Source organism: Haloferax sp. S2CR25 (assembly GCF_031624535.1).
In the GTDB taxonomy this organism is placed as follows: domain Archaea; phylum Halobacteriota; class Halobacteria; order Halobacteriales; family Haloferacaceae; genus Haloferax; species Haloferax massiliensis.
On record NZ_JAMQOO010000011.1, the window covers coordinates 70,862 to 95,790 of the forward strand.

Here is a 24,929-nt window from a genome sequence, read left to right on the forward strand (position 1 = left end):
GGATACCCGTGTGCAATGAGAGTCGTCATCTCCATCGGCGGAAGCGTGCTCGCGCCGGACCTCGACGCTCGACGCGTGGAGGGTCACGCCTCCGTCGTCGAAACGCTCGCGCGGGACGGGTGCGAAATCGGTGCGGTCGTCGGCGGCGGCGGCGTCGCCCGCGACTACATCGGCGCGGCCCGTGACCTCGGCGCGAACGAGGTTCAACTCGACCAGATCGGCATCGACGTGACCAGAATCAACGCCCGCCTGCTCATCGCGGCGCTCGGCTCGCAGGTCGACCCCAAGGTCGCCCACGACTACGAGGACGCCGGCGACGCCATCCGGCGCGGCGACATCTCGGTGATGGGCGGCGTCATGCCCGGCCAGACCACGGACGCCGTCGCGGCCGCGCTCGCCGAGTACGTCGACGCCGACCTGCTCGTCTACGCGACCAGCGTCGACGGCGTGTTCAGCGCCGACCCGAAATCCGACCCCGACGCGACGAAGTTCGAGGAGATGACCGCCGCGGAGCTCGTCGACGTCATCGGCGACATCGAGATGAACGCCGGCTCGTCCGCCCCGGTCGACCTCCTCGCCGCGAAGCTCATCGAGCGCGCGAAGATGCGCACCATCGTCCTCGACGGCACGGACCCCGACCGCATCACGCCGGCGGTCCTCCGCGGCGAGCACACGGGCACCGACATCATCCCCGAGGGCGGCGACGAACCGACCTACTGGGCACCCTGAGATGGCGACGAACGACCCCTCTCGCGGCGACGCTCCCGCCGCGGACGCGACCGACGGCGACGGCGACGCGGACGCCAATCACCACGGCTTCTGGGCCGACGAGGTCGCCGACGAAATCGAGGCCCGCGACCCCGACGAGCCGGTCGTAATCAAGGGCGGCGTCTCCCCGTCCGGCGTGGCTCACCTCGGCAACTTCAACGAGATTATGCGCGGCTACTTCGTCGCCGAGGTGCTCCGCGAGCGCGGCCACGAGGTCCGGCAGGTGTTCACCAGCGACGACAAGGACCCCCTCCGGAAGCTCCCGCGAAAGCTCGCGGACGCCGACGGCAACATCGTCGGCCTCGGCGAGGTCGACGCCGGCGCGCTCGGCCGCAACCTCGGCAAGCCGTACACGTCGATTCCGGACCCGTTCGGCGAGACCGAGTCCTATGCGGCGCACTTCGCGGCGCTCCTGAAGGCCGACGCCGACCGCCTCGGCGTCCCGGTGGAGATGATTTCCAACACCGAACTGTACGAGAACGGCGACTTCGACCCCGTGGTCGAACACGTCCTCGAACACGCCGACACCGCGCGCGAGGTGCTGGGCGAGTACCAGTCGAAGGTCGACGAGGACTACGTCCCCTTCAACCCCGTCTGCGCCGAGTGCGGCAAAATCACGGAGACGGTCACGGACATCGACCTCGACGCCGGCACCGTCGACTACGTCTGTACCGACATGACCGTCGGCGACAACACCATCGACGGCTGCGGCCACGAGGGGACCGCGACGTTCCGCGAGGGCAAGCTCCCGTGGCGCTTCGAGTGGCCCGGCCAGTGGCAGGTCCTCGGCGTCGACTTCGAGCCGTTCGGCAAGGACCACGCCGAGGGCTCGTGGCCCTCCGGCAAGGACATCGCCGAGAACGTCCTCGGAATCGAGCCGCCGGTGCCGATGGTGTACGAGTGGTTCACGCTCAACGGCGAGGCGCTGTCGTCGTCCGCCGGCAACATCGTCACCGTCGCGGAGATGCTCGACCTGCTCGAACCCGAGGTGCTCCGGTACTTCTTCGCGCTCAACCCGCGGAAGGCCCGCGACCTCGACCTCACGCGGCTCGACCAGCTCGTTGACGACTTCGACCGCTTCGAGCGCGCCTACTTCGGCGAGGTCGACGACGAGAGCCTGACCCGCTTCGCCGAGCGCGCCTACCCGTTCGTCGTCGACGAGGTCCGCGAGGACCGGGTTCGGCTCCCGTACACGTTCGCGGCCGTCCTCGGCATGACCGACGACGAGGACCTGCGCGTCAAGATGGCCCGCAACGAGGGCTTCTTCGACGAGGACACGCCCGACGAGGCGGTCGAGGAGGCGCTCGGCCGGGTCGAGCGCGCCCGCCGCTGGGCCGAGAAGATGGACAACCAGTACAACTACCGCCTGCAGGTCGACCTCCCCGCGTTCGACTTCGACCCCGCGGTCGAGGCCGCGCTCGACGAACTGGCGGACTTTGTCGAGGAGAACCACGACGGCGAGGCGATTCAGGGCGAAATCTACGAGACCGCGCGCCGCCACGGCATCGAGATGGGCGACTTCTTCGCCGCCGGCTACCGCCTGTTTTTCGACGCCGAACAGGGACCGCGACTCGGCGAGTTCCTCGGCGAGCTAGAGCGCGACTTCGTCGTCGCGCGACTCCGCCGCGAAGACTGACTCCTCGTCCCTCGCCACCACCCTCACCGGACCGTCAGTTCTCCTCGATGGCGTCTATGACGACCGCGCCGACGACGGCGAGTCGCGGGTCGATTCGCTCGCGGTCCACGTCGACGGTGTACTTGTCCCGGAGCGAGAACTGCCCGTCCACCGCGCCGACCGACGCTCCTGTCGCGTCCTCGATGCGGTAGGAAAACGGAATGAGCGTCGTGACGAGCCGTCTGGCGACCGCCATCGGGACGCTGTCCTCGACGATTCGCCCCGCGACCGAGCCGTCGGGGCCGAGCAGTTGGTAGGTGTGTCTGGCGAACGAGAACGCGCCGCGTTTGACCGCGCCGACGCGCTCGCCGGTCCGACTGTCGACGATGTCGTAGGCCGCCGACACGTCGAGGACGCTGTCGGCCTTGACGCGGAACCGCTCCTCGCCGGTGTCATGGTCGTTCAGCCGGAAGTCCTCTTTCAGTTTGAACTTCTTTTGCTTCGCCGAGAGGACGGGGTCGTCGCCCTCGTAGACGACGTACTTGTTGCTGATGGACACCTTCTGTCGGACCTCGTAGCGGGAACTGTCGAACACGGTTCCCGTTCGTCGCCGGGGTGGCTAAAACCCTTCTGGGGGACGACTTATGTCCCCGACGCGCGTACGGTGAGACGGGCTCGTTCCCCCGCGAACGACGCCTACCGCGGCCTCGCCGCATCACAGTTCACATGTCTCTCATCGACTTCATCCGGTCCGTGGAGGAATCGCAAGACGAATTCGACGTCGAACTGGAGGAGTTCGACGCCGACTCCGAACAGGCGTCCGTCGACGACGACTCCTCGGGCGGCCGCTCGTGGGGCCGTCTGCTCCTCGTCGCGTTGCTCCTCGTGGGCGTCGCCTACGCCGTCTCTCGGCTTCGCTCGTCGTCCGGCGACTCCTTCACCGACATCGCGCTCGCCGACGACCCCGCCGAGGGCGAGACGGCGGCCGACGAGGAGACCGGCGCGGACGACGCGACCGACGACGAGGACGCCACGGTCACCGTCGAACACGACCCCGAGGAGGAAACAGACGACGCCGCCTCCGACGACGAGACGGACGAGGCAGACGAGACTGCCGACGCGAGCGACGACGAGACCGACGCGGACGACGACGGCGCGGTCGAAGTCGAAATCGAGTCGCCCGGCGACGACGACGACGAGTAACCCGACTCTCGGTCGCGGGCCGGGTCGGCGCTCGCGCTCGTCGAACGCGGTACCGTGACCCGAACGGTGGAATCGTAACCCGAACGCCTTTTGGCGCGCGCCGCTTCCCTTCGGGCGATGAACACGCTGCTTTGGGTTCTCGCCGGCTTCATCGCCTACTCTCTCCTCGCGGCGCTGTTGCGTGCTCGTGGTATCCTCCCCGAGTACGTCCGCGTCCAGGGTCCCCTCACGACGGTCCACACCCGTCGCGGCCGCGAACTCCTCGACAGAATCGCCGCCCCCAAGCGGTTCTGGCGGGCGTGGAGTAACGTCGGCCTCGGTATCGCCCTCGTCATCATGGTCGGGACGTTCGTCCTCCTCGTCTATCAGGCGGTCGTCATCCTCCAGAACCCGCCCGCCCCGACGCAGGTGAACCAGCCGCAGAACTTCCTCGTCATCCCCGGCGTCAACGACTTCCTCCCGCTTTCGGTCGCGCCGGAAATCCTCTTCGGCCTCCTCGTCGGCCTCGTCGTCCACGAGGGGGGCCACGGCGTCCTCAGCCGCGTCGAGGGCATCGACGTGGAGTCGATGGGCGTCGTCCTCCTGACGATTCTCCCCGTCGGGGCGTTCGTCGAACCCTCCGAGGAGAGCCAGCGCCGCGCCGACCGCGGCGGCAAGTCGCGGATGTTCGCCGCCGGCGTGACGAACAACTTCGCCGTCACGCTCGTCGCGTTCGCCCTGCTTTTCGGCCCGGTCATCGGCTCCATCTCGGTCGCGCCCGGCGTCGCCGTCTCCGGCGCGTACGCCGGGTCGCCGGCCGACGCGGCGGGCATCTCGGGCGGCGACCGCGTGACCGCCATCGAGGGCACGCCGGTCAACACGACGCGGGAACTCGACGCCGCGCTCCTCGGCACGGACGCGGAGACGGTGTCGGTCGAACTCGACGGCGAGCGGACCATCTCGGTCACGCGCGAACTCGTCGTCGCCGGCTCCGTCGCCGGCAACCCGGCGAACCTGACCGTCGAGTCCGGCAGCGACCCGATTCGCGTGACCGCGGTCAACGGGACCGCCGTCTCGACGCGCGCCGACTTCGAGTCGGCCGTCGGCGACTCGCGGTTCGCCCGCCTCGACACCTCCGCCGGCGAGCGCACCATCCCGGTGGGTGCCTACATCACCAACGTCGCCGAGAACAGCCCGCTGTACAACGCCACGGGGACGACCCAACCCCTCATCGTCTCGTCGTTCAACGGCGAGCGCATCACCTCCTCGACGGAGCTTCAGCAGGCGCTCGACCGGACCGACCCCGACCAGACCGTCGCCGTCGAAGTCTACCGCGACGGCGGCTTCGAGACGGTGCAGGTGACGCTCGGCACGAACGACCAGGACGGCAACGGCTTCCTCGGCGTCAACATCTTCCAGGGGACGAGCGGCCTGCTCCTGACCGACTTCGGCACGCAGGAGTACCCCGCGGGGACGTACCTCTCGCTTCTCGGCGGTGACGGCGGCGATGGCGGCCTCGCGACCGCCTTCGCCGGGTCGCCCCTCCAACTCGTCTACGTGTCGCTGCTGTTGCCCCTCGCGTCGGTCGTCCTCGGGATTCCGAACTTCCCCGGCTTCACCGGGCAGGTCGTCAACTTCTATCAGGTCGGCGGCCCGCTCGGCTTCCTCGGCGGCGGCGTCTTCATCGTCGCCAACGTCCTGTTCTGGACGGCGTGGATTAACCTCCAACTGGGGCTTTTCAACTGCATCCCCGGTTATCCGCTCGACGGCGGTCGAATCCTGCGGACCTCGGCCGAGGCCGTCGTCTCGCGGCTCCCGGTCGACGACCCCCACACCGTCGTCCGCACCATCACGACCTCCATCGGCCTCACGATGCTCGCGTCGCTCGTGCTCATGATATTCGGGCCGACGCTCCTCGGCTGAGCGCCTCGGTCGGGGGCGACGGCCCTCCTGACCGCTCCGACCGGAGCCGTCCCGCTTTCCTTCGACGGTTCTCGAACCGCGAAAACGACTCGCAACTTCAATACCGGATGACTCCCTAGGCCACGGTATGGTAGAGGCCCCACAGACCGACGAGGGCTGGTTCGCGCTGCACGACTTCCGAACCGTCGACTGGGACGCGTGGCGTGACGCGCCCGAACACGAGCGCCGCCGCGCAATCGAGGAGGGCGTCGCGTACCTCGACGCCCACGAGGCGGTCGAGGACGCCGAGGCGGGCGCGTCCGCCGTCTTCTCCGTCCTCGGCCACAAGGCGGACTTCGTGGTCGTTCACTTCCGGCCGACGCTGGACGACGTCTCCCGCGCCGAACGGCAGTTCGAGCGGACCGCGCTCGCGGCCTTCACCGAACAGCCGACCTCCTACGTCTCCGTCACCGAGGTGTCCGGCTACGTCTCGGACGACTACTTCGAGGGCAACGAGGAGGACATCGATACGGGACTGCTCCGCTACATCGAGGGCAAACTCAAGCCCGACATCCCCGAGGACACCTACATGTCCTTCTACCCGATGTCGAAGCGCCGCGGCGAGGAGCACAACTGGTACGACCTCTCGTTCGACGAGCGCCGCGAGCTGATGTCGACCCACGGCGACACCGGCCGGAAGTACGCCGGGAAGATCAAGCAGGTCATCGCCTCCTCGGTCGGCTTCGACGACTACGAGTGGGGCGTCACGCTGTTCGGCGACGACCCGACCGACATCAAGGACATCGTCTACGAGATGCGCTTCGACGAGGTGTCCTCGAAGTACGGCGAGTTCGGCCAGTTCTACGTCGGCCGGCGCTTCCCGCCGTCCGACCTCGGCGCGTTCCTCGCGGGCGACGGCGTCCCGACGAGCGAGTTCGAAGACGAGTCCCACCACGGCGCGCACGCGCACGGGGAGGGCGGCCATCAGGGCGGCGAGGGCGGCCACCACGGCGGCGAGGGCGGTGACGGCCACCACCACGGCGACGGCGACGACGGTGGACACCACCACGGCGACGACGGCGACGACGAAGACATCCGCGGACAGCTCGAAGAGCTGAACATCTACGCCGGCAAGCCCCACGGCGAGGACGTGTACGCGACGGTCCTCTACTCCGAGGCCGACGCCGACGAGCTGTTCGAGGAGGTCGAGGGCCTCCGGGGCAACTTCGACCACTACCCGACGCACGTCAAGACGGCCGTCTACGAGGCCAACGAGCGCGGGCGGGTCGCCGTCGTCTCCATCTGGGAGACGGCGTCGGCCGCCGAGACCGCCGCGGGCTTCCTCTCGGAGCTTCCCGGCATCGTCGAGCGCGCCGGCGAGGAGTCCGGCTTCGGCACGATGGGGATGTTCTACACCGTCAAGTCCGAACACCGCGGCGACTTCGTCGAGAAGTTCGGCACCGTCGGCGGCCTCCTCGAAGAGATGGACGGCCACTTCGACACGGACCTGATGGTCAACGTCGAGGACGAAGACGACATGTTCATCGCCAGCCAGTGGCGCTCGCAGGACGACGCGATGGAGTTCTTCCGCTCCGACGCGTTCCGCGACACGGTCCAGTGGGGCCGCGACGTGCTCGCGGACCGGCCGCGACACGTGTTCCTCGCCTGAGGCGGTCGAAAATCAGAACGCGGTTTTTTCTCCTACGCGAGCGCGGCGCGAACGTCTCGGAGCTTCGGGCGGACTTTGTCGGTGCCGACGTTGTACGCGAAGTACAGCGCCACCGCGCCCATCACGACCGCCCACGCGGCGATTTCGACGTTGCCCTGTTCGAAGGTGACGAACGCGAAGCGCTCGATGTACGCGCCGGCGAGGGAGAGCCCCGCGCTGCCGAGGCCGAAGACGAGGAGTTCGAGGAGGTCCGGGAGCACGTCGACGAGTGAACTGCGCATGGTCGTCCCGAACTCGGTCGAGCGTTGTGGCTTTTTCGGTCTCGAATCGGCTTCAGTTCCGCTCGAACGTCGGTTCCGACTCGTCGGTCGCCCGCGTCCGTGACCGGGGCCCGGCGAGGAGGTCTTCGGTCTCGACAAGTCTGGCGAGGCGGCGCTCGAACTCCTCGTCGGAGAGGTCGCCGGCGGCGTAGCGCTCCCGCAGTCGCTCGATGGCAGACTCGTCGTCGACCGGGTCGTACCCGGAACCGTCCGACGCCCGCGTCCACTCGCCGTCGGGGTCGCCGCGGACGCGACGCAGGACGCGCCGCCCGCCGTACGCCAGCGCCATCACCGACGGCGCGACGACGAGAAACCAGACGACTGCGAGGTGCGCTTCGAGCCCCATCATCAGCGCGATGAGCATCAACCACGCCCCGGTGACCGCCCCCAAGAGCGGCGGGCTTCGGGCGACGACGCGGGCCTCGCGGGAGAGTACCGAACCGAACCGTTCGAGGACCATCGGTCGAACGTGTCCCTCTAAATACAAAAAACCGCGTCCGAGCGAGGCGGGTTAGTTGCTGTTTCCGTTCCCGTTGCCGCGTCCCGGATTGCCGTCACCGTCGCCTCGACCCGGGTTGTCGGCGTCGTCGCCGTCGGGGTCGTTCCCGTGGCCGCGGTCGCCGTCTTCGGGCGTGTAGACGTACAGGCAGTCGTTTTTGTACGAGCGGCCGAACTGGTCGGCGTCCTCGCAACAGAGCACGCGGCCGTCGTCCATCACGTCGAGGTTGTCGACGTTGATGAGCGCGTCGTCGGCGACGGCGGCGGGGTCGCTCGCGTCGGGGCCGACGATGACGGGTTCGAGCGTCGAGATGTCGTAATCGGCCTCCAGTTCCGCGCGGTAGACGACGCCCCCGTCGACGCGCTGGAGCTGGAGGTCGCCCGCGTCGTTCGACATGTCGTCGTTGAGTTCGGAGATGCCGAAGTAGACGTAGTCGCCGGGTTCCGCGCCGTCGACGCTGTCGATTCCCTCGGCCTTGTTGAACTCGATGGTCGCGCCGATTTCCTTGGCGGCCGCGCGGGTCTCGATGAAGGGGACGCGCCTGAGCACCTCGTCCACGCCGGCGGGGCCGCGCGTCTCGTACTGGTCGGCCCACTCGACGATTTCCTCGTCGGTGACGTAGTCGCGGTTGCCGTTTTCGACGACCGCCCTGTCGGCGGCTTCGAGGAGTTCCGCCGTCACCTCGTCGCCTTCGGTCCAGTCCGTGTGGGTTTCGAGGTAGTCGACCTGCGTGATGCCGTCGTACTCCGCGACCCACGCCGCGACTTCCGCGTTGGTCGCGTGCCCGAGTTCGACCCACTCGATTTCGAGGTTCACGTCTGCCGGGGGCGCTTCGACCGCGGCGTCGCGGTTCGTCACGTACGGCGCGTAGAGCGTCCCGGCGAGGTCCATCGGGTCGTCGTAGCTCGGAATCGGCTCGTCGGCGACGAACTTGTAGACGCCCTTGCTGTCGCCGTCGGAGGCGAGGTAGACCGTCCGCTCGTCGGACTGCACGTCGGGGCACTCCCACGCGGCCCGGCCCATGACGTAGTACTTGACCGGCTCGGGGGTCTCGGCGGCCGGTTCGCGGACGTCGACGATGTAGCCGTACCGGTACGGGTTCGGGTAGACGTCGCCGATGGGCGTCAGGTCGTTGCCGTCGCCGGACTGGTCGACCGGCTCCGCGCCGAGGTAGTACGCGAGGAGTTCGACGCCGGCGACCGCCCAGTAGCTCTGGACGAACCACGACTCGTCGCCGTAGTAGTCGTCGACGGCCGCCTGAATCTCGGTCGGGTTGGGCCGGTTCCAGAACTCGTGTGCGCCGCGGAGCCCTTTGCCCGTCCCCTTCTCGACGATGTCGCCGACGGTCGCGGTCAGCGAGACGCGCGGGTGACCGTAGTTCTCCTCGGCGGACAGCATCGTGTTCCACGGGCTCAGGTCGCCGTAGCAGTTGATTCGCGTCCCGCCGAGGTCGCGGAGCGCGTCGGTGTTGGCGAGGTTCAGCGCGTTTTCGAGGTCGGCGGTCCACGACCCGTCGTCGTCCCGACTGAGCGGAATCCGCGAGACGTTACCCGGACTCGCCTCCCAGTTGGTGAACAGGTAGCCCTCGGTCCCCGCGTCGTCCGTGGCGACGAACTGGTTGCAGTCGGGGGTGTAGCCCGCGTCGGCGTACTTCGACCCGCTGAACCGGTCGCTCGTGATGTTCGTCCCGTCGGGCGTCTGCGGGACGCCGAGGAGTTCCGACCCGCCGTTGATGGGGTCGCGCTCGCGGGCCAGAATCTCGTAGTCGCCGGCGGCGGACCGGACCGTTCGCCGCTCCTCGTCCGTCTCGGGCGTCGGGAGTTCGTCGAAGCCGCTCTCGCCGTCGAACGAGAACCGGAAGCCGGAGAAGTAGCCGATAGCCGCCTTGTCGTAGGGCGCGGGGTTCTCGCGGTCGGGGTGCTGGAGACTGTAGAGGAGCGTCCCGTCGCCGAAGACGAACGGTCCCGTCACCTCCGCGCCGAACGCCGTCGTCGAAAAGCGCTTGAGTTCGCCCCGAACGAGCGGTGCGCGCGGCGTGTTCGGGTCGTCGGGGTCAGCCGCCTGACCGACGCCTGCCACGCTCGCTCCGAGCGCGGCGGCGACGGACGATGCCATGAGGGTTCGCCGAGTAAACTCCACCATGCGGTCGAACCACTCCGTTCTCCCGCCCTTTAATTTTGTATTGGATACCTATTGTAATATTGTCCGTGGGTGAGCGTTGTGTGGACTATATATCGGTCCCCATTCGGCCTCCGACGGACGCGTCGTCCGCGACGGACGTCCCCTCGCGTTCGAGCGCCTTGACGCCGTCTCGAATCTCCTCGGCGCGCCGTCGGACGGCCGCGACGTAGCGCTCGATTCGCGCCCGCTTTTTCCCGTAGAACGACGCCACCCAGTCGGCGTCGGCGTAGGGTTGCGTCAGGAAGTACGCCGCGAGGGTGTCGCGGCCCGCTTGAATGACTTCCGGCGGCACGCCGCGGTCGCCCGTGCCGGCCTCGACGAAGCCGTTCACGTCGAAGTAGACGTCGGCGTAGAGCGCGGCCGTGTCGGCGTCCGCGAACTCGCGGCCCGCGTGGTCGGGCGCGCGGAAGCCGTACCGTCGGCCCTCCTCGTCCGGGTCGTCGTGCTCGACGATTCGGACGCCCAGCGGGTAGGTTCTGTACGCGCGCTCCGACCGCGTCTCGGTGGAAGGAGATGCTGAATTCGACATGTTCGGGTGTGCGCGTCGCCCCGGCGCGAGCGCGCCGCGGCGACCGTACCGGTCGGGTTCGACGGCGGGGGTGTAGTAGCCTTATAAGTTAGATATATATCGGAAGGGAGGGCTCGTGAGCGTCCGGAACGGCGGAAAACGAACCGAGCGAACGCGCGACCGAGTCGCCGCGGGACCGCCGTCGTCAGCGGCCGTCGCGGACGTACTTCGCGGCACCGACGACGCCGGTGAGGAGCGTCAGCGCTATCCAGCGGCCGGCGTCGTCGCCGCGCTTCTTGGCGTCGAGGCTGACCAGCCACGCGAGCGCGACGTGGGCGACCGCGGTGACGCCGAGGAGGGTCTTCAGGCGACCCATTATGCTTCGTTGCGCGCGCCCTTCGCGACGCGCTTGTCGAGGCCGGCCGCGCGGATGTCCTCGCCGTCGACCGACGAGCGGAGCGCGTCCATGCCGTCGAAGCGGTCGATGCCGAAGTTGTCCGCGTACAGTTCCTCGACGCGGGTTAGCTCCTCGTCGGTGAGTTTCGGCACGTCGGAGGCCTTCGCCCACTCGTCGATGTCGTCTTTCGTGCGGAACGTCGGCGTGACGGCCGCGGTCTCGTCGTAGCCGAGGAGGTAGGCGATGGACGCCTGCGCCATGGTCCGCTCGCCGTCGCGTTCGAGGAAGCGGAGCGCTTCGAGTTTCTCCCAGCCCGTCTCGTACCACTCGTCGGGGCGGAAGCCGCGGTGGTCGCCGGAGCCGAGTTCGGTCTCGGGGCGGACCTGCTCGTTCAGGAGGCCCGAGGAGTGCGGCACGCGGGCGATGAGGCTCGTCGGGGAGCCGGTCTCGCGGATGGTGTCGAGGAAGTGGTTGCCCACGTCCTGCTCGAAGGCGTTCCAGACGATTTGGAGCGCGTCGAACTCCTCTTCGATGGCCATGTCGCCTTCGGCCAGCCAGCCGATGGAGGGGCCGAGCGCCCAGCCGGTGGCCTCGATGAGACCTTCCTCTTTCAGTTCGTCGAGGGCTTCGAGCACGTCGGGCGTGACCTCGTCGACGTTCGCGTTGTGGAGTTGCAGGAGGTCGATGTACTCCATGTCGAGGCGTTCGAGGCTCTTTTCGGTCGCCTCGCGGACCCACTCGCCGGTTATCTCCTTGGGGAGTTCGCCGTGGCCGGCCTGCGGGTTGTTGTAGAAGTCGTAGCCGATTTTGGTGGCGACGGTGACCTCGTCGCGGTAGTCGGCAAGCGCCTCGCCGACGACCTCCTCGGAGTGGCCGTGGCCGTACACGTCACCCGTGTCGAAGAAGTCGATGCCCTGCTCGATGGCGTGGTGGAGCATCTCGATGGAGTCTTCGTCCGAGCGGTCGCCCCACCAATCGGTCCCGACGACCCACGCACCGAAGCCGACCTCGCTGACTTCGATTCCGGAGGTGCCGAGTTCGCGGTAGTGCATGTCCGGCCCTTAGAAGCCCGGTGACTTATTGGGTGTGTTTTGTTTTTGTCTCGTGGGAATCCCCGGCCCGGCGGGCGCTCGGTTTCACCCATCGCAAACGCCCGGAACCAGCCAGTACTGCCCGGAGGAGGCCTGACGTGGGGTTCGCACAACCGAATCCCTTTGAATCTCGACGGCTTACGACGGTGCAATGACGAAGGTCCACGTTTCGCTTCCGGCGGACGCCGAAGAAGGCTTACAGGCGTTCATCGACGAGGTCGACGGTCGGCTCGCCTCGGACGAAGACACCTGCACGGTCGTTCGGGACACCCTCATCGACCTGTTCGGCGACCGCGAGGCGTGGGAGCGCTGGCAGAACGGCAAGCCCGTCTCGCCAGCGACGCGGGTTCGGTTGCAGGGGTACGACCCCTGTAACGCGACGCTCGAAGCCGAGTACTACGCCGAGAAGGACGACGAGCGGTTCAAGCGCTCGAAGCACCTCCAGTGGCTCTGGCGGCAGTTCGACGCGACGCCGATGGCCGACAACGTCGCGTTCGCCCTCCGGTTCCGACAGATGCTCGCCGACCACCTGTTCGCGGAGGCCGGCGACAACCTCCGCATCTTCAAGGGCGTCACGTTCTCCTACGGCCACAACATCTCGGTCGGCGACAACACGGTCATCCACGACGACGTCCACCTCGACGACCGCGGGAAACTCACCATCGGCGACCGCGTCTCCATCTCCGACAGCGCCCACATCTACAGCCACTCCCACGACACCGTCGACCAGACCGAGGTCAGGAACTACCACACGACCATCGGCGACGACGCGCGCGTCACCTACGACGCGATGGTCAACGCCGGCGTCTCCGTCGGCGAGAACGCCATCGTCGGCGCGCGGTCGGTCGTCCAGGGCGACGTGCCCGCCCACCACATCGCGGTCGGCTCCCCCGCCAAGAGCGTGAAGGTGAAACCCGGCTTCGAAGAGGTTGCCGAACCGCTCGACGCCGGCGGCGAGCGCCGCGCCGACGAGCGCGAGATACCCTACGAACTCCCGGACGACATCGAGGCATTCGACGAGTTCGACCGGAATCTCGACGGACCGGTGCAGTCCCACCGTCGCGAGTAACCCTTTTCGACGCGAGTCCGCCGCGTCGGCATCGCCCGCGACCGCCGTCGAGAGCGTCGGTAGGCCCGTTCGACCGAAGAACCGATATAGCATGCTAACGTAAGTCAATGTATGATGGACACCTGGGGTTGGATCGTCGTCTACGCCCTCGGGTTGACCCTGCTCCAGCTGCTGGTCTATCGGTACCTCGTCAACGGCGGCGAGCCGACGATGGGCGAGGGAACCGGTCGGGACTCCGCCCGGACGGACCGCTACGTCCATCCCGAAATCGCGGCGTCGCTCGACGACGGCTCGCAGGCTGGCGTACAGACGACGCCGACGGGCGAGCGCATCTGTCCGAACTGCGGGGCCGAAAACGAGGCCGACGCCACGTTCGACCTCTGCTGGAACTGCACCCGACGGCTCCGGTGACGCCCCGCAGCCGAGTCCGTTTTACCGGCCCTCGACTAACTACGCGTATCATGGCCGACGACGACGAACTCCACGGCGAAATCGACGCGCTCGCCCGCGACATCGAGCGGGCGATTCTCGAATTCGACTCGGCCCTCGAACGCCACGCGATGATTCGCCAGACCGCCCGCGAGCCGGTGTTCCGCTCGGAGTCTCCGCAGTTCGACGACGTGCAGAACCTGTTTTTCTGAGTCGGCGCGGCGGGTTATCCTTCGAAGAAGGTGAGTAACAGCGCGATGGCGATGTAGACGCCCGCGCCCAGTAGCGCGAGCCGGACCGGCTGACCGCTCCAGCCGACTGCGTCGGTGTACATCTGAACCGTGAGTAACAGCGCGAGTGCCATCAGCCAGCGTCGAATCGACAGGAGGGACGTCTCGATGTCCATGTGCCCCCGTTCGGACAACTGTCAGTAAAACAGGTTGTGCGCCGACCGGGAATTGAACCTCACTCGCAACGCTTCGCGTTGCTCGCTGCTTCAATTCCCTCGGGCCGCATACACACTCGACAAGAACGAGCAACACGCAGAGCGGTTGCTCGCTCGTTGTCTCGGTAGAAATGCGCCGACCGGGAATTGAACCCGGGCTCCGAGCTTGGGAAGCTCGTGTCCTACCACTGGACCATCGGCGCTCATTGCATTCGCCCCGTGGCTGACTTCACTTCGTTCAGTCACCCATCGGCGCTCACATTCGTTCGCCCCGCGCGTTGTCTCACGTCGTTCGACAACACATCGGCGCGCTACGCTTCGAACCGTCTTCCGAAGCAAAAACTCGTAGACTGCGGGGGCACTTGAACGTAGCGCTTCACCCCATCGAACCCCCGCGGAAACTGGACGCCCGTCCATTGTTTTCGCGTGACACGTGACTATTTGGGCCCCCGGTTCCAACCGGGTTCCATGACATCCGTCGACGTTCTCTCGGAGGACGCACCGTTCGACCTCCTGCTTTCCGACGAGGAACTCGAAGCGCACCGCGAACACATCACGACCTTCATCGAAGACACCGTCGAGGCCGCCGGCGCAGACGGGGCCGTCCTCGGCCTGTCCGGTGGTATCGACTCGACGCTCACCGCCTTCCTCGCCGTCGAAGCGCTCGGGAAGGAGAACCTCCACGGCCTCGTCATGCCGAGCGTGGCAAACGCTGAGGACATGATGAGCGACGCCGAGGGGGTCGCCGAGATGCTGGAAATCGAGTACGACGTGGTCGAGATTCAGCCCATCGCGGAGACCTTCTTCGACACGTTCCCCGAAGCGGCGGACGACCGCATGGCCGCCGGAAACGTCTACGTCCGCACGCGGGCGGTCCTCAACTACTTCGTCGCCAACCACGAGAACCGCATCGTGCTCGGGACGGGCAACCGCGCCGAGGCGATGACCGGCTACTTCACGAAGTACGGCGACCAGGCGGTCGACTGCAACCCCATCGGAAACCTCTACAAACAGCAGGTCCGCCAACTGGCCGCCCACGTCGGCGTCCCGGAAGACCTCGTGTTGCAGACGCCGTCGGCCGAGATGTGGTCCGGCCAGACCGACGAGGGCGAACTCGGCCTCACCTACGACGCGCTCGACGCGATTCTCGCGCTCCACGTGGACGGCCCGCTCTCGAAGTCCGCGACGGTCCGCCACCTCGACGTGACCGAACAACAGGTCGACCGCGTGGTCGGCCTCGTCGAGGGGAGCGCCCACAAGCGGTCGATGCCGCCCGCGCCGTCGGCGCTCGACGTGTGACCGGCCGCTGAACCGCCCTTCCGGCCCCGCCCGCAGAACTCACACTCACTTCTCGCGCGCCGCCGCGATGTCGTCGGCGTTCGCCCGATGCAGTTCCGCGAAGTCGGCGGCTTCCCGTTCGAGCCGTTCGTCCCGGTCGCCGCGGTCGCGCAGTCGCTCCTTGACGATTCGGAGCGACCGGTGGTCGTTGTCGGCCATCGAGGCCGCGACCGCGCGCGGGTCGTCGACGATTCGGGAGACGAGACCCATTCGGAGGGCTTCGTCGGCGTCGACGACGCGGCCCGAAAGCGAGAATTCGAGGGCGTGACCCTCGCCGACGACGCGCGGGAGGCGGACCGTCCCGCCCCACGCGCCGAACAGGCCGAGTCGGACGCCCGGTTCGCCGAGGGTCGCACGCGGGGTCGCCACCCGCACGTCGCAGGCGAGCGCGAGTTCGACGCCGCCGCCGCGGGCCGCGCCGTCGATGCCGGCCACGACGACCGACTCGGCGGCTTCGATGGCGTCGGCGACGCGTTGGCCGCGTTTTGCGAACGCCTCGGGGTCGTCGAGGTCGGCGACGCTGTCGAGGTCCGCGCCGGCGCAGAACGCCGGGCCGCTCCCCCGGAGGAGGACGACCGGCGCGTCGGCGTCGGCGACCGCGGCTTCGAGCGCGTCGAGGTCGGCCGGTCTGAGGGCGTTCCGTCGCGCCGGGCGGTCGATGGTCACGACCCGGAGGTCGCCGTCGTCCGTCGTCCGTATCATACGCCCGTTGTGCCGTGGTTTTCCAAAGGTCTTTGCCCTCCCAACCGTAAGTCTCGGCCGATGGACGACGCCGTGCGAGCCCGCGAGGCCGCGCGAGAGGCCCTCTCCGACATCGAGCCCGAGGCCCTCCGCGCGGCGCTGGACGAACGCCTCGACGCCGCCTCCTTGACGCCGGCAGTGCTCACGTTCGTGAGCGCGCGGGCCGTCGAACCGAAGGTCGACCTGAACGCGATGGCCCCTCGCGCGGCCGGAGTGCAACTCATCTACGAGGGCCTCCGGCTCACCCGGTCGCTCGCCCACGACGAGCCGTGGACGCACCTCGACTCCCCCGAGGCGGACACCGACGCCGACCTCGACATCCTCGCGGCCGACGTGCTCGTCTCGCGCGGCTTCTACCTCCTCGCCCGAACCGAGGCCGCCGACCACGCCGTCGAGACGGTCCGCGCCTTCGGCCGCGACCAGACCCGCCGCCGCTCGGCAGACGAGGCGGCACGCCCGGACCTCGACGGCGAACTCGAAGTGAACATCTGCACGCTCGCCGTCGTCGCCGGCACCACGGCCGTCGGCTCGGCCCCGCCGACCGCCCTCGTGGAGTACGCCGCCGGGCTGGCCGACACCCACGACGGCGACTTCCCGCCGGCCGACGAGACCGTCTCCGAAGGGACCGTCGAGCGCATCGCGGCCCTCTACCGAGGCGGCGGCGGAGACGACGCGGTCACCTCCGCCGCGGACCGCTAATCGACATACGCTACCACGGTTCCGGGGCGATTCGAATCGAAACCCCTAAAGAGGAACCCGGACAACCAAGGAATGCCTGCCTGGGTAGCTTAGCGGTAAAGCGCGTCCTTGGTAAGGACGAGAGCCCGGGTTCAAATCCCGGCCTAGGCTTACGGGGCGTTACAGCCCCTCTCCGCCGATTTTAGCCTTTTCAGGAAAGGCAAATGCAACTCAATAACGTCCGGAAACGCTACAGACCGATTACGGCGCAGTCTTGCGATTTTGAAAACTGTCATGGCACACTCAAATTCTGGAGGGTGCGCGGATGACGTACCAGTACGATCCACTGGACGATCTACCCGCAGCTGGTGGCACCGACTCCACTGAGCTTCCCCAGAATCTGGAGCCTGAGACCGTTGAAATCGACTTCCCACTGGTGAGCAAACGGTCCCGCGAGGACCTCGAAGCGTTCGGCATCAACATCGTGGACGACTACCGAGATTTCAAGACGGACTTGCTCACCTGGCTCGGTTCTTACGGGAAGAATCCTGAGCGGGCCAAGGGACTGGCGAAAAGCACTCTCCAGTCTACTCATTACAAGCTCGAAACGACGTTCAGGTGGCTGTGGACTGACGAAGATCGCTACACGACCAACTTCACACCCGCGCACGCGGACCGATTCATTCAGCTGCTCGACCGGTCCAGTGGAATGATCGACTCAAGTGTTCTCCACACGGCGAAAGCGATCAAACGGTTCTTCAAGTATAGTAACCACGTCCGGGGGACGAAATACGACTGGGAGCCCAAACCGGAGTTGAGTCAGGCGAACGGTGATGAACGCGATTACCTCCGGCGGACTGCGTTCGAACCACTCTATCAGGCCGCACTCGAATACAGTTCGGTAAAGAGCTACCACAACACGCGGATGACCGCGGAGGAGCGCGAACGCATCAAGACGTACCTCTCGCAGCGGATGAGCATCCCCAAGGATGAGGTTGGCCCGAGGGAGTTCAAGCAGGCAAACTCGTGGAAGATTCCGTCGATGATTGCGGTGACGCTGGACACCGGACTCCGCCCCATCGAAGTCGGCCGTGCTACGGTCCACTGGGCTAACCTCCAGAACAACGAATTGAACATCCCGAAAGAGGAGTCAACCAAGAACAACGCCCACTGGAACTGCACGCTCAAAGAGCGGACGGCAACAGTCCTTGAGCGTTGGCTGGAAGAACGCGAGACCTACGAAAAGTACGACGGAAGGGACGAGCTCTGGCTCACTAAGCGCGGTACTCGCTATGGCTCGAAGTCTTGTAACTACATTCTCCGTCGTCTACTCGAGGAAGGCAACGTCCCCGTCCCGGACCACAAAGAGATTAGCTGGTACTCAATCCGACATGGGGTCGCGACCTACTGGGCGAATCACGTCGGCCCACACCACGCCAAAGAACAGCTCCGACACAAGAGCATCAACTCGACGATGAAGTATCTCCACTCGGACGCCGAGACGAGAGGGACCGCCGTCGAACAGATCTGGTAACTTTCAGGAGCGGTTGATGAGCTCGTCCTGCTGAATTTGGACAATCTCATCGATGATCTCGTCTCTTTCCTTTATCTCGTCGATGTACCGTTCCCCGATGGCGTTGAGGAACCAATCGTAGAACGTCTCGTTTATCGACTGATAGCTCTCTATTTCGTCTTCAATCTCAAATTCCTCCTCCATCTCCATCAATCGCTCTTGGCCGTCAGAACTCCAATCACTCCACGTCGCTAACTTCTCTCGGTCAAAGATGATCTGGTTTGTTCCGTGCGACTGGATTCGACCGGTGACAACAGGCACCCGTCTGTGCTGAACGTAGTTCCGCAGATCAGCTACAAAGCTCCCTCTCTTTGCCAACCCTGTCTCCTGTAGCTTGGTCGTGTACTGGTCCCGTAGGTCATCATCATCTAATTTATTGAGGACTCGGTAGGCGTGATCACGAACTGAGTGTACCATCGCCAGATAGTTGTGGAGTGATCGACTGAACTCCATCAGCGCGTTCAGAATTTCGTCTTCATCGGTAAAATTCCCTGCTGAGAAATCGTTTTCAAATGCCCGAATTGCTTGTATCAGGTCGCGTTTGTTGCGAGCCAGCATTTTCCGACTGCGGCCAAGGTCTCCAGTCATCTCTAATATCATTTGGCCTTCTGAAGCTCGGAGTTCCTCGTGAAGTTCCTTTAGCTCGGTTAGTACGTCCTGGATCTCATCGAGCTCGACGTGACCGTACAACTCGTCAAGCTGAGCCGGCGAAATGAGAGTCACTTCTTTCATACAATGACTTGTAGCGGACTTCTGACCAAGATACCATAAATAGCAAGCTCAACAGAACCGGGGGCTGGGTCATCCCAGTAACATGGGCTCGTATTGCCGGCCAGCGTCGGCCTCGTACAGCGCGATGTTCGCCTCTACGTCTGTCGCGGTGTACTCGTAGATCACCGACTCCAGATCGTCTACTCGTGCCTCATTGCCCTGTTGGACAGATTCCAGATACGCCGGTGCGAGTTCTTCACCGAAACGCGTGTTCGTGAGCTCCTGTCCTCGCCATTCAGTCACAGGCACCGACAAATCGTGCGAGCTGAGAACGGTCTCCAGCTTCGGCCACTTTACGCCCGCTGTATCGGCTTTCTGCTTCCGTGGGAGAAAGAGATCGAGATGATGTTCCGCACACTCAAGTGTGGGCTTCTGGTCGAACTCGAGTCGTTCGATTCTCCCGCCCAAGAAGTCCAGATCGAACCACTCCCCATTGAACGTCACCAGCGCGGACGGTTCGAACTCATTGATTCTCGTGAACGCCCGCCTGATGAGTGCTTTCTCGCTCCCCTGTGCGCTCCCGTATGAGAGAACATCCACGGACATCTCGCCGTCAAGGACATCGACAGTCCCGATGCCGATAGCGACTGTTTGCCCCTCCTCGGGATCGACAGACGATGTCTCGATGTCGAGCGTCGCATAGCGGGTTACTATTTCGTTCGTGGACAGGTCGTGGCGGTGTATCTCCTTACGCGACATGTCACACGATACAGAACGCAATAGCATCAATCTATCTCATTACTATTTAAAGCGTGTGTCTGTAAGACTACGATTCATTAATTCTATTAGCCTCGCGCTCTATCGGGTGGTATGGTTCCACGCGAAGCACAGGGGTTTCTCACTGAACGTGAGCGCGCGTACCTCCGCGACGAGCGACCGGACATCACTAACCCACGTCAAGTCCGCCAACAGATGCGTGAGCGGCTACGAGCGACACTCCGGGATCTGTCCCTACTATTCGAGTGCATGGACGACAGAGATCTCAGACAGACAGTGACGGCCGACGAACTATCACCCGAATATGCGTATGAGCGTTCACTGGCTCTCCTCTTTCGAATGGCTATCCTCGCTAATGATGATCTGGACTTTGAGTCGGCACTCTGGAATGGAATCTCCGAGACATACAACCGGCACTATCCTGACCGCACCGTTGACGTACACGTTGAGGTCGTGGAGTCACAGCGAGCGCAAGTCCTGGAGGAAGCGTTGTCGAAGCTGGAGTCACACGAGTCCCTAACCGATACCGAATTGCGGGTACTCCTCGAAGACCCTGATACGGATTACGCTGATGTTCGGACGCACGTTCTCCGTCGTCACATGGCTTCACCGCAGCAGCTGACACAGTACGTCCGTGAGCATCCGACCGTGATCGGTGGGGGCTTCGAAGTTATCGATCAGGGGCCGACGCAGAGGAGTACAGATACGAAGCCAGACCTGGTCGGTCGGGACGCAGATGGGAACATTGTCCTCGTCGAGGTAAATGCTCGATCAGACAGGGACGCGGTCGCAACCAGCGTTGAGGGCTTGGAATACCTAATCCAAGACTATGGAGGCGAAGATCGAGTTAGGGGAGTATTGGTCTCCGTTGAGCCCGCGAAATCTCTCGACGTTCTACTTGAGGGAAGCCCTGTCGAGTATCGTTCGCTCGCAGAACAGTTCGATCTCGAGGACCGTTAATGAGCACTGTTCCGCCGCACGAGCTCGGTTATACAGTTGGGCTGATTGTCGGTGAAGGGTCGTTCTTCGTGACGATCCGTAATGACGACCGGTACCAGTACAATGTCGACTTCGGACCAAAGTTCAGCGTCACGATGGGTGAGTTTAGTCGTGCGCTGCTCGAAGGACAACAAGCCCTGTACAACATCGGTACCGTCAATCGCCACAGTAAGGGCTACACGTGGGTGCTTTCGAGCCGCGGGGACTGTCGGAGATTGGTTGAACTACTCGATGGCTTTCTGGCGGAATACGAAGCACCGGAGTTCGTTCTCTCGCCGAAGTTCGTCGCATATCAGAAGTGGAGGGCAATACTTGATCTCCTTGATTCTGGTAAGGAACTTGCTCCCGACGACATTCGTAAATTGGCCCGATTTAGGGAAGAAATCAACCATATATCTGGCTCTGGACAATTGTCTTCGGACCAGGTCGACGCTATTCTTGACGAGGCTATCGAAGTTTCAGACTGTGATTAGTGGCCCCTATAACGGTTGAATATAGCGTCCAGCGGTGTTGGTGGCATGTCCGCGAATATTCTCTGAGATTTCCACGATAATGACCGAAATGGCTATGATAACAGAAAAATTATGTTTCAATAGACTCTATGACCTCGACCCTTACCTCCATCCCGTGTCAGAGGGCAACGCTCAAAGAGCTCCGTTCACTGAAACGCGGCGGTGAAACATACGATGAATTGCTCCAGGAAATGATACGCGAATACGATCCTGACGTTTCTTAGTCGAAGCTGAGGCCTACTGAATTTGTTGAGCTTGTTTCAACCTCGAATAATGACATTATTATTTGTTTGGTACCTACTTTTAAACGGGTTCACTCAGAGCCCCCAGAGAAGGTTGTTCGACCTGGGGAGGTCACTGACGCTGGGTAGTAACAGCACTCACCCTCTTGGAGACAGCGACCGGTGCACGTGGATGGGCCACGCCGTCGTTCTACATCGATACATCGTTCCAAGGTGAACCGGAGTTGACACCCTCTGGTTGCTCTTCTACGCTGCACTCGGATGCACAAAACCTCGAATACGAACCAGAGGTCGTGTGTCCGTGTCGTACTCTCAGAACGTGACTCAATGTGCCGGTTGACGACGACTTCTGCGACGAAAACACCCTTGAGCGCAGCCAACGCCGCACAGAATATTCTGATGGCCGTCAATAGCGCCACCCATGAGTGTATGCTTTCATTCCCCGACCTGTGACCCGGTCAGACAGAAGTGGTAAATGCGCTTAGTACATATCAATATGTACAAAATGCGCCGGAAGAACATACGTCTTCGAAAGTCCCAGAAAAAGTTCGTTGACGACAGCTCGCTTCACCTCTCGAAACTCGTCCGAAATGCGATTGATAAAGCAATTGCCGGTGAACGCAGCTATCCTACTGGATCTTCCCGCCGTACCCACAGCGAGGAGTTCGAGCGGACGACCATCTTGATCAACGAGGCTCACGAGGATTTCCTTCAACAAGAGAATATCAACTTCTCCCAGTTCATCGATGACATCATTCAAGAACGCATCGAGTTCGAACGTAAGCTCAACCGGCTGGATAAGGGCCGGTAATGTGATCGATGGCCACTGAGTCCCCCTACCAAAACAAAACCTATCCCTCCACAACGGACCTACAGGATCGCCTCACCCACAAGATTCACAAGATCATGGAGGACGAACGGTTCGCCATCGTTCCTTCCCCGACATCAAGTGGGAAGTCCTACAATGGAGCGGCGACCTACTGGATGACTGAGAAGGCCGCCGGGGACAGTCCCGTCATCCAGCTCCACGCCACCAAGGACTCTCGAAAGGAAGCAGTTGAGATGAGTCGGGAGGAAGGTGTCGCTTCCGACGAACTCTTGGGACGTGAGGAAGCGTGTGCGTGTGTTCGTGGCGAGCACGACGACGAAATCGAGACGCCTACCGGCGAGGATGCCAGCGTGTGGCTCAACAATCAGGTATCCATCCGGGGGAACACACTGAGCAACGCCCATAGCTACCTTGAGGACGAGAATGGTGGTGAGCTTCCGTGCTCGCCGTGTCCCTCAGTCGAACAGTGGAAAGGTGTACCCCGTGACGAAGACGGGGATGTGACGGCTGACGTCGTCCACGCGACCCACAACTTCGCGTACGTCCCGAGTCTCACTGACGATGCGAACATCTTCTTCGATGAACAGCCGAACTTCAAGAACACCATCGGCGACGATAATGATGAAAACGCCGACATGACGCGTTCACGGTTCCAGGACATTGTCACGGCGTGGCTAAAGAAGATCGACGCTCCGGCGAAGTCTTGGGAGATGTTCGTCGCCCTGGCTAAGGACGGTGGATTCGATGAAGTTCGTGAGTTGCTCGCTAACCCACCGCGACTCGACATAGATTGGTTCATCACGGGCGAGGGCGCGCACGCGATGGCTCCCGCACTCACCGAGGCCGCCTACGATGCTCTCTCGAGCGAACCTGACCAGAACGGTCGCCGAGTAGGGAGGGCGACCAGCGACATCACCCGGTTCGACGGGAACAAACACGAGGACTTTCGGTACAGCCGGACTCGAATCACGCTAATCGTCGATGATGATAACATCCCCACTGTGTACTGGAACGTCCCCGAGCTCGGGAACGCCCGGAGCATCATCTGTCTCGACGCGTGGCCATCGGTCCATGAGTGGAAACAGAACGTCGGTGAGAATCTCGACATTGAACCCATCGTTGACGACGAGGAGTTCGTCAAGTGGCGGAAGCTTGAACGTGGCCTCGAAGTCGTCCAAATCGGTGAGGGAGCGAAGCCTGCGTCCACTGAGTTTGCCGTTGAGGAGTACACGAACCCAACGCGCCAGAAGATCGTCGTCGAATCGCTCCGCAACGAGTACGGCGAAGCATTTCGATCGGCCATCTATCCGAACGCGATGGACAACCAGATACAGGCGTTCCTCCCGGACGACTTCAGGACTATGACCCACGGAAACGTCAAAAGCAACAACGCGTTCACCTACGAGCGCGTAGGTCTGACCACGAACAGCATCGACCCTGGTGACGACTACGTTCTCGACCTGTTGGCCGCCCGCGGCCTCAACGCCGAACCGGAGACGTGGGACTGTATCGGGTGCGACGACAACGACCCCAACTGTTACGTGTGCGAGGGCGAACCCAACCGGAAGCCCGGTCGGAAGTTCGTCGGTCCAGACGCAGAGGCCGCCAACGAAATGCTGGCTGGTGTCCGAGAAAACGCCATCGCTCAGGCCGTCGGTCGGTGGGCGAGAAAGACCGACTCACCACGCGCAATCGTGTTCGTCCGTACCTCAGCGGTTCCTGACATCTTGGTGGACACGAAGATCGACGACGCCTGGGAGTTCTCAGAGAAACAGCGAGCCGTCGTCGACTACGTTCGTCAGAACGTGCCCTCATCCGTGAGCGAGATCGTCAAGGCGACTGGTGTATCCAACAGCTCAGTCAACCGCACACTCAAGCGGTTGGTGGAGTGCGGCGTCGCCCAGCGCGGTGAGATCAGTGGTGAGTTCCAGTACATGCTGACGGACGAGATTCCTGATGAGGGTCTCCTCGATCTGTCCAGCATATAATTCTATATAAAAGAAATTGCCAAAATCGAACGCAGTCTTGCGCTTTTGGCCTGAAGTGCTTCCCGGAACCCATAATAGGAAATATCTTATGAGATCCGGGAATGAGCTTTCAGGTGAATCCGTCGCAGTCATGCGGTTTTTGGCTTTTTATTTATATACTCTCATCCTACGAGGGGAGCCCGACGAATGGAGACCTCATGCCACCAGAGCCGTCTGATATGCTTCGCCATTCCGGTTTTTCAAGCGGTTACGTGTCACTTCGTGCGGTTTTACATCGTGAAAATCATTCTGCGTTGAGAGAGTGTACGCAAAGTTGTACAGTCTTTACTGCTATAAGATAATTAACAATTGTTTGCCACCTACTTTCATATGGGGTTCATTTAGAACCCCCATAGAGGACGTGACCTGGGGAGGTTACTGACGCCGGATAGCTTACGCTATCCCCCTCTGGGAAAGACGGTAAACC

Annotated in this window: 26 protein-coding genes and 2 tRNA genes; 16 read left to right on the plus strand and 12 right to left on the minus strand. The window is 63.6% G+C overall.

Translation table 11 applies throughout. The features are described from left to right. Positions 1–15: 15 nt before the first annotated feature. Together pyrH and lysS are read left to right on the plus strand one after the other, a co-directional pair. Positions 16–729: a UMP kinase gene (gene pyrH / locus NDI65_RS18970; RefSeq protein WP_089776932.1), complete on the plus strand. Its 714-nt coding sequence runs from the start codon at positions 16–18 to the stop codon at positions 727–729. Position 730: 1 nt separating this feature from the next. Continuing rightward, positions 731–2,404: a lysine--tRNA ligase gene (lysS, locus tag NDI65_RS18975; RefSeq protein WP_089776931.1), complete on the plus strand. Its 1,674-nt coding sequence runs from the start codon at positions 731–733 to the stop codon at positions 2,402–2,404. A gap of 34 nt (positions 2,405–2,438) precedes the next feature. On the opposite strand, the gene NDI65_RS18980 is transcribed toward lysS, so the two are convergent. Next, positions 2,439–2,978: a hypothetical protein gene (locus NDI65_RS18980; RefSeq protein ID WP_089776930.1), complete on the minus strand. Its 540-nt coding sequence runs from the start codon at positions 2,976–2,978 to the stop codon at positions 2,439–2,441. Positions 2,979–3,109: 131 nt separating this feature from the next. On the opposite strand from NDI65_RS18980, the gene NDI65_RS18985 reads away from it, so the two are divergent. From NDI65_RS18985 to NDI65_RS18995, 3 genes are all read left to right on the plus strand, one after another. After that, positions 3,110–3,586: a hypothetical protein gene (locus NDI65_RS18985; protein ID WP_089776929.1), complete on the plus strand. Its 477-nt coding sequence runs from the start codon at positions 3,110–3,112 to the stop codon at positions 3,584–3,586. A gap of 117 nt (positions 3,587–3,703) precedes the next feature. After that, entirely contained in the window at positions 3,704–5,488 is a 1,785-nt protein-coding gene (locus NDI65_RS18990; RefSeq protein ID WP_089776928.1) for a site-2 protease family protein, read from the plus strand. A gap of 127 nt (positions 5,489–5,615) precedes the next feature. Continuing rightward, positions 5,616–7,136, plus strand: a complete 1,521-nt coding sequence (locus NDI65_RS18995; protein WP_089776927.1) for a heme-binding protein — start codon at positions 5,616–5,618, stop codon at positions 7,134–7,136. Between the two features lie 32 nt (positions 7,137–7,168). Here NDI65_RS18995 and NDI65_RS19000 read toward each other — a convergent pair whose 3' ends face one another. The 6 genes from NDI65_RS19000 to NDI65_RS19025 form a co-directional block, all read right to left on the minus strand. After that, the gene (locus tag NDI65_RS19000) at positions 7,169–7,417 is read right to left on the minus strand and encodes a hypothetical protein (protein ID WP_089776926.1); all 249 of its coding nucleotides are present in this window, start codon (positions 7,415–7,417) and stop codon (positions 7,169–7,171) included. 52 nt (positions 7,418–7,469) lie between these two features. After that, positions 7,470–7,916 carry an SHOCT domain-containing protein gene (locus tag NDI65_RS19005; protein WP_089776925.1) on the minus strand — a complete coding sequence of 149 codons (447 nt, stop codon included), beginning with the start codon at positions 7,914–7,916 and terminating at the stop codon, positions 7,470–7,472. Positions 7,917–7,967: 51 nt separating this feature from the next. Continuing rightward, positions 7,968–10,097 carry an alkaline phosphatase PhoX gene (locus NDI65_RS19010; protein ID WP_089776924.1) on the minus strand — a complete coding sequence of 710 codons (2,130 nt, stop codon included), beginning with the start codon at positions 10,095–10,097 and terminating at the stop codon, positions 7,968–7,970. Between the two features lie 85 nt (positions 10,098–10,182). After that, a complete protein-coding gene (locus NDI65_RS19015) occupies positions 10,183–10,665 on the minus strand; it encodes a hypothetical protein (protein ID WP_089776923.1) in 483 nt (160 codons plus the stop codon). 184 nt (positions 10,666–10,849) lie between these two features. Continuing rightward, positions 10,850–11,020: a hypothetical protein gene (locus NDI65_RS19020; RefSeq protein WP_006601108.1), complete on the minus strand. Its 171-nt coding sequence runs from the start codon at positions 11,018–11,020 to the stop codon at positions 10,850–10,852. Beyond that, on the minus strand, positions 11,020–12,093 hold the full coding sequence (locus NDI65_RS19025; RefSeq protein WP_089776922.1) for an aldo/keto reductase: 1,074 nt from the start codon (positions 12,091–12,093) through the stop codon (positions 11,020–11,022). Before NDI65_RS19025 ends, NDI65_RS19020 begins: the two co-directional genes overlap by 1 nt. A 190-nt stretch (positions 12,094–12,283) precedes the next feature. Between NDI65_RS19025 and NDI65_RS19030 the strand changes: the two genes are divergently transcribed. The 3 genes from NDI65_RS19030 to NDI65_RS19040 all read left to right on the plus strand — a co-directional run bounded on the left by NDI65_RS19030 (position 12,284) and on the right by NDI65_RS19040 (position 13,842). Beyond that, entirely contained in the window at positions 12,284–13,201 is a 918-nt protein-coding gene (locus NDI65_RS19030; RefSeq protein ID WP_089776921.1) for an acyltransferase, read from the plus strand. A 114-nt stretch (positions 13,202–13,315) separates the two neighbouring features. Next, positions 13,316–13,612 (plus strand): zinc ribbon domain-containing protein, encoded by a 297-nt coding sequence (locus NDI65_RS19035; protein ID WP_089776920.1) that lies wholly within the window; start codon positions 13,316–13,318, stop codon positions 13,610–13,612. 50 nt (positions 13,613–13,662) lie between these two features. Continuing rightward, on the plus strand, positions 13,663–13,842 hold the full coding sequence (locus NDI65_RS19040) for a hypothetical protein (RefSeq protein WP_004967471.1): 180 nt from the start codon (positions 13,663–13,665) through the stop codon (positions 13,840–13,842). A 14-nt stretch (positions 13,843–13,856) separates the two neighbouring features. Here NDI65_RS19040 and NDI65_RS19045 read toward each other — a convergent pair whose 3' ends face one another. Together NDI65_RS19045 and NDI65_RS19050 are read right to left on the minus strand one after the other, a co-directional pair. Next, positions 13,857–14,036: a hypothetical protein gene (locus NDI65_RS19045; RefSeq protein WP_089776919.1), complete on the minus strand. Its 180-nt coding sequence runs from the start codon at positions 14,034–14,036 to the stop codon at positions 13,857–13,859. Between the two features lie 171 nt (positions 14,037–14,207). Then, positions 14,208–14,278 (minus strand) — tRNA-Gly (locus tag NDI65_RS19050). A 265-nt stretch (positions 14,279–14,543) separates the two neighbouring features. On the opposite strand from NDI65_RS19050, the gene NDI65_RS19055 reads away from it, so the two are divergent. Then, a complete protein-coding gene (locus tag NDI65_RS19055; protein ID WP_089776918.1) occupies positions 14,544–15,374 on the plus strand; it encodes an NAD+ synthase in 831 nt (276 codons plus the stop codon). A gap of 45 nt (positions 15,375–15,419) precedes the next feature. Here NDI65_RS19055 and NDI65_RS19060 read toward each other — a convergent pair whose 3' ends face one another. Next, positions 15,420–16,115, minus strand: coding sequence for an enoyl-CoA hydratase/isomerase family protein (locus NDI65_RS19060; protein ID WP_310894091.1), 696 nt, complete (start codon positions 16,113–16,115; stop codon positions 15,420–15,422). Between the two features lie 60 nt (positions 16,116–16,175). Here NDI65_RS19060 and NDI65_RS19065 point away from each other — a divergent pair, with 60 nt between their 5' ends. The 3 genes from NDI65_RS19065 (at position 16,176) to NDI65_RS19075 (ending at position 18,366) form a co-directional block, all read left to right on the plus strand. After that, the gene (locus NDI65_RS19065) at positions 16,176–16,853 is read left to right on the plus strand and encodes a hypothetical protein (protein ID WP_089776916.1); all 678 of its coding nucleotides are present in this window, start codon (positions 16,176–16,178) and stop codon (positions 16,851–16,853) included. Positions 16,854–16,931: 78 nt separating this feature from the next. Next, positions 16,932–17,003: transfer RNA gene (locus NDI65_RS19070), tRNA-Thr, on the plus strand. A gap of 154 nt (positions 17,004–17,157) precedes the next feature. After that, entirely contained in the window at positions 17,158–18,366 is a 1,209-nt protein-coding gene (locus tag NDI65_RS19075) for a site-specific integrase (protein ID WP_310894092.1), read from the plus strand. 3 nt (positions 18,367–18,369) lie between these two features. Here NDI65_RS19075 and NDI65_RS19080 read toward each other — a convergent pair whose 3' ends face one another. Next, positions 18,370–19,137: a hypothetical protein gene (locus NDI65_RS19080; RefSeq protein ID WP_310894093.1), complete on the minus strand. Its 768-nt coding sequence runs from the start codon at positions 19,135–19,137 to the stop codon at positions 18,370–18,372. 69 nt (positions 19,138–19,206) lie between these two features. Continuing rightward, positions 19,207–19,875 (minus strand): ribonuclease H-like domain-containing protein, encoded by a 669-nt coding sequence (locus NDI65_RS19085; RefSeq protein WP_310894094.1) that lies wholly within the window; start codon positions 19,873–19,875, stop codon positions 19,207–19,209. Between the two features lie 267 nt (positions 19,876–20,142). Between NDI65_RS19085 and NDI65_RS19090 the strand changes: the two genes are divergently transcribed. The 4 genes from NDI65_RS19090 (at position 20,143) to NDI65_RS19105 (ending at position 24,463) form a co-directional block, all read left to right on the plus strand. Continuing rightward, a complete protein-coding gene (locus tag NDI65_RS19090) occupies positions 20,143–20,853 on the plus strand; it encodes an endonuclease NucS domain-containing protein (protein ID WP_310894095.1) in 711 nt (236 codons plus the stop codon). Beyond that, positions 20,853–21,365: an LAGLIDADG family homing endonuclease gene (locus NDI65_RS19095; protein WP_310894096.1), complete on the plus strand. Its 513-nt coding sequence runs from the start codon at positions 20,853–20,855 to the stop codon at positions 21,363–21,365. The genes NDI65_RS19090 and NDI65_RS19095 overlap by 1 nt, the downstream gene beginning before the upstream one ends. Before the next feature lie 786 nt (positions 21,366–22,151). After that, entirely contained in the window at positions 22,152–22,457 is a 306-nt protein-coding gene (locus NDI65_RS19100) for a hypothetical protein (RefSeq protein ID WP_310894097.1), read from the plus strand. A gap of 95 nt (positions 22,458–22,552) precedes the next feature. Beyond that, positions 22,553–24,463 (plus strand): winged helix-turn-helix domain-containing protein, encoded by a 1,911-nt coding sequence (locus NDI65_RS19105; RefSeq protein ID WP_310894098.1) that lies wholly within the window; start codon positions 22,553–22,555, stop codon positions 24,461–24,463. Positions 24,464–24,929: the final 466 nt, after the last annotated feature.

Bases quoted from the DNA above. Each gene is read 5' to 3' on its own strand.
- pyrH (WP_089776932.1), top strand. From the start codon at position 16: ATGAGAGTCGTCATCTCCATCGGCGGAAGCGTGCTCGCGCCGGACCTC.
- lysS (WP_089776931.1), top strand. From the start codon at position 731: ATGGCGACGAACGACCCCTCTCGCGGCGACGCTCCCGCCGCGGACGCG.
- NDI65_RS18985 (WP_089776929.1), top strand. From the start codon at position 3,110: ATGTCTCTCATCGACTTCATCCGGTCCGTGGAGGAATCGCAAGACGAA.
- NDI65_RS18990 (WP_089776928.1), top strand. From the start codon at position 3,704: ATGAACACGCTGCTTTGGGTTCTCGCCGGCTTCATCGCCTACTCTCTC.
- NDI65_RS18995 (WP_089776927.1), top strand. From the start codon at position 5,616: ATGGTAGAGGCCCCACAGACCGACGAGGGCTGGTTCGCGCTGCACGAC.
- NDI65_RS19000 (WP_089776926.1), bottom strand. From the start codon at position 7,417: ATGCGCAGTTCACTCGTCGACGTGCTCCCGGACCTCCTCGAACTCCTC.
- NDI65_RS19005 (WP_089776925.1), bottom strand. From the start codon at position 7,916: ATGGTCCTCGAACGGTTCGGTTCGGTACTCTCCCGCGAGGCCCGCGTC.
- NDI65_RS19010 (WP_089776924.1), bottom strand. From the start codon at position 10,097: ATGGTGGAGTTTACTCGGCGAACCCTCATGGCATCGTCCGTCGCCGCC.
- NDI65_RS19015 (WP_089776923.1), bottom strand. From the start codon at position 10,665: ATGTCGAATTCAGCATCTCCTTCCACCGAGACGCGGTCGGAGCGCGCG.
- NDI65_RS19020 (WP_006601108.1), bottom strand. From the start codon at position 11,020: ATGGGTCGCCTGAAGACCCTCCTCGGCGTCACCGCGGTCGCCCACGTC.
- NDI65_RS19025 (WP_089776922.1), bottom strand. From the start codon at position 12,093: ATGCACTACCGCGAACTCGGCACCTCCGGAATCGAAGTCAGCGAGGTC.
- NDI65_RS19030 (WP_089776921.1), top strand. From the start codon at position 12,284: ATGACGAAGGTCCACGTTTCGCTTCCGGCGGACGCCGAAGAAGGCTTA.
- NDI65_RS19035 (WP_089776920.1), top strand. From the start codon at position 13,316: ATGGACACCTGGGGTTGGATCGTCGTCTACGCCCTCGGGTTGACCCTG.
- NDI65_RS19040 (WP_004967471.1), top strand. From the start codon at position 13,663: ATGGCCGACGACGACGAACTCCACGGCGAAATCGACGCGCTCGCCCGC.
- NDI65_RS19045 (WP_089776919.1), bottom strand. From the start codon at position 14,036: ATGGACATCGAGACGTCCCTCCTGTCGATTCGACGCTGGCTGATGGCA.
- NDI65_RS19055 (WP_089776918.1), top strand. From the start codon at position 14,544: ATGACATCCGTCGACGTTCTCTCGGAGGACGCACCGTTCGACCTCCTG.
- NDI65_RS19060 (WP_310894091.1), bottom strand. From the start codon at position 16,115: ATGATACGGACGACGGACGACGGCGACCTCCGGGTCGTGACCATCGAC.
- NDI65_RS19065 (WP_089776916.1), top strand. From the start codon at position 16,176: ATGGACGACGCCGTGCGAGCCCGCGAGGCCGCGCGAGAGGCCCTCTCC.
- NDI65_RS19075 (WP_310894092.1), top strand. From the start codon at position 17,158: ATGACGTACCAGTACGATCCACTGGACGATCTACCCGCAGCTGGTGGC.
- NDI65_RS19080 (WP_310894093.1), bottom strand. From the start codon at position 19,137: ATGAAAGAAGTGACTCTCATTTCGCCGGCTCAGCTTGACGAGTTGTAC.
- NDI65_RS19085 (WP_310894094.1), bottom strand. From the start codon at position 19,875: ATGTCGCGTAAGGAGATACACCGCCACGACCTGTCCACGAACGAAATA.
- NDI65_RS19090 (WP_310894095.1), top strand. From the start codon at position 20,143: ATGGACGACAGAGATCTCAGACAGACAGTGACGGCCGACGAACTATCA.
- NDI65_RS19095 (WP_310894096.1), top strand. From the start codon at position 20,853: ATGAGCACTGTTCCGCCGCACGAGCTCGGTTATACAGTTGGGCTGATT.
- NDI65_RS19100 (WP_310894097.1), top strand. From the start codon at position 22,152: ATGCGCCGGAAGAACATACGTCTTCGAAAGTCCCAGAAAAAGTTCGTT.
- NDI65_RS19105 (WP_310894098.1), top strand. From the start codon at position 22,553: ATGGAGGACGAACGGTTCGCCATCGTTCCTTCCCCGACATCAAGTGGG.